Source organism: Caballeronia mineralivorans PML1(12) (assembly GCF_001028175.1).
Classification (GTDB): Bacteria; Pseudomonadota; Gammaproteobacteria; order Burkholderiales; family Burkholderiaceae; genus Caballeronia; species Caballeronia mineralivorans.
Genome location: NZ_AEJF01000254.1, coordinates 1 through 2,366, shown reverse-complemented (window position 1 = coordinate 2,366; position 2,366 = coordinate 1). Strand labels below are relative to the sequence as shown.

The window sequence follows — 2,366 nt, the reverse complement described above, 5'->3', positions numbered from 1 at the left end:
GCCCGATCCGCCACCACTGGTGCCGCCGGCTGCGAGCGTTCCGTCGCCTGTTCCTGTTCCGCCCGATCCCATACCGCCCGATCCCGTGCCTCCGCCTGCTGTCGTCCCGCCGCTGCCGCTACCGGAGCTGCTGGTGCCGCCGCCGCTTGTCGGTATCGCTCCGGATCCTGCGCTGCCTAATTGCTTGCTGGTTGAGCCTGAACCGCCGCAAGCGCCAAGGGCCAGCATGGTCGCGATAGCTGCGGTGAGGATGGTGACGCGCAATGCGCCGCTTTGGATGTGGATAGTGTTCATAACGCCCTCGGATGGTATTTAGTTTTTTGCTTTTTGAATTGCCATCGTCTAATTGCAGGACGCGTGCCATTTGTATGGAGGAGCACGAACGGTTTGGAATGCACACTGGGTTAACCAGACGGTACAAGGCCTGGCCTGGCTTTACGGGAGATCGCAAGAGCGGAGCCAGATGCGCTGAAGCTGTGTTGAGGCGCCACGTAACGTAACGTGCGGTCGAGGTCGTTACGCATCACGGCGTAACGCGCGTGGCTGATCCAAGCACTTATCCCACTACGCATCCGACACTTAATACCCGCTCGATCACGCGTAATCGAACGCAATCACGCTTTATCTCGTGTACGCCCCCACGCATTCAACCCTTCACGGTAGTGCGAACGATTACTAATATGAAGGGGGCGTTGGGCCGGCGAATAGCGCGAAATGGCTAGAGCGGATGTACCAGATAGAAATTTATAAAGTTAATGAGACAGCGACCGTTAACTAGATAGTTAGCCGTTCAAGTCGTTTGATCGATGCGACAAAAACTGACAGGTATAGGTAAGCGTTTGAGTAGCAAGTGTTGTTACGGCACAAACCTTACCGATCAAGGGTAAGAACCGATGAAATTATTGCGTGTTACCCGTTGATTTCGAGATACCGTTCGGCTATAAATCGTTTCAGGGATGCATCATTTGAAATCCTGACAGATGGAGGCACCATCGACTACATATCTAGAATCTGAGAGAAGCGGCAAGTGAAATCGCGCGTAATGACGCGCAACCAGGCATGTGGAGCCTAGCCCGCGGGGAAGAGAGAACCTGCTTGCGGCGACCCAGAAGAATGCCGGATCACTTGCTACACGGCCATTAAAAATATCCGAGGGAAAGCGTCATGTCTAACTTCATCAAGAGCTTCGTCAAAGACGAACGCGGTGTCACTGCCATCGAATACGCAATTATTGCCGGCCTTATCGCGGTCGCACTCGCGGCATCGGTAGGTGGCGTTGTGACAAAGCTGCAGACCGTGTTTACGGCTATTGTGACTGCGCTCTAAAAGAGCTTCGCGCCGCCGGGCATCAAGCGTCACATTTTTCTTGCGTAGCAATTGTTGTCTATACCGGCTTATTCACCGGTATAGCTGATCACTGCGTGTCGCGCGTTAATCCGCATCACACGCAGGGGATCTGCTGTGCGCAGACGTGACGCCGGGCTTTTCTAATCGACTGCTTTAAAGAGCAGCCGGCGGGATTAGTTTGCCTGGCCGAAGCGAGTCCAAATCATGATTAACGCCGCGTTATTCATTAGCTGGGCACTCGCGGTCGTCTTATTCGATTGCCGGTTGCGCCGTATACCCAACTGGCTCGTTATCGCGGGACTGGCGGTGGCTTGCGCGCTGGTCGCGAGCGGCCATTCCCCCTTTCACATCGACTTATCCGATGCCGCGCTCGGTCTGATAGCCGGGCTGATCCTGCTCTTGCCGTTCTATCTGCTTGGCTTGATGGGCGCCGCAGACGTCAAGGTGTTCGCCACGCTCGGCGCATGGTGCGGTGTTCACGCGTTACCCGGGCTATGGATCGTGGCAAGCATTGCCGCCGGTATCCACGCGCTGTATTTGATTGCGTCGGCGGTGATCGAGCTGAAGCGCAAGACCGCTGCGAGCGTCGATACTTATGTTAGCGATGCTCACGACATTGCCGGGAGCGGCGCCGCAGGACCGGTCCGTCATACCTTTGTCGTCGGAGGCCGCCGGGCAACACCGTATGCCGCGTTGCTCGCAATGTCCGCAATAGGTAGCCTGACGCTGCAGGTTCTCGAGGCCGCGCGATGATTCCGCTCAGATCAGGATCCGCGCGACGCGACTCGCCCAACGTACATCAGTGTGATCACACGCATGCTCTCGCGCGTCATACTTCATTGAACGCTCGACGCCGGGCGCAGCGCGGCAGCATGGCGGTGGAATTCGCCATCGTGTTTCCGCTATTTTTCCTCGTGTTCTACGCGATCGTTACCTACAGCATGATCTTCGTCGCGCAGCAATCGCTCACGCTGGCTGCATCGGAAGGCGCGCGCGCGGCGCTGCGTTACCAGACCGGC

General features: G+C 56.8%; 3 protein-coding genes and 1 pseudogene. 3 read left to right on the top strand and 1 reads right to left on the bottom strand.

Features of this window, described 5'->3' with window-relative positions; all coding sequences use genetic code 11:
- Window positions 1-294: pseudogene (locus tag EOS_RS46805) on the bottom strand (collagen-like triple helix repeat-containing protein); the annotation flags it as partial.
- An 870-nt stretch (window positions 295-1,164) separates the two neighbouring features.
- Here EOS_RS46805 and EOS_RS41355 point away from each other — a divergent pair.
- The 3 genes from EOS_RS41355 to EOS_RS48635 form a co-directional block, all read left to right on the top strand.
- Complete coding sequence (locus EOS_RS41355; RefSeq protein ID WP_047898032.1) at window positions 1,165-1,326, top strand: Flp family type IVb pilin; 162 nt, start codon at window positions 1,165-1,167, stop codon at window positions 1,324-1,326.
- Between the two features lie 225 nt (window positions 1,327-1,551).
- Complete coding sequence (locus EOS_RS41350; RefSeq protein WP_047898031.1) at window positions 1,552-2,100, top strand: prepilin peptidase; 549 nt, start codon at window positions 1,552-1,554, stop codon at window positions 2,098-2,100.
- Window positions 2,101-2,219: 119 nt separating this feature from the next.
- A partial coding sequence (locus EOS_RS48635) for a TadE/TadG family type IV pilus assembly protein (RefSeq protein ID WP_047898030.1) occupies window positions 2,220-2,366 on the top strand: 147 nt, incomplete at its 3' end.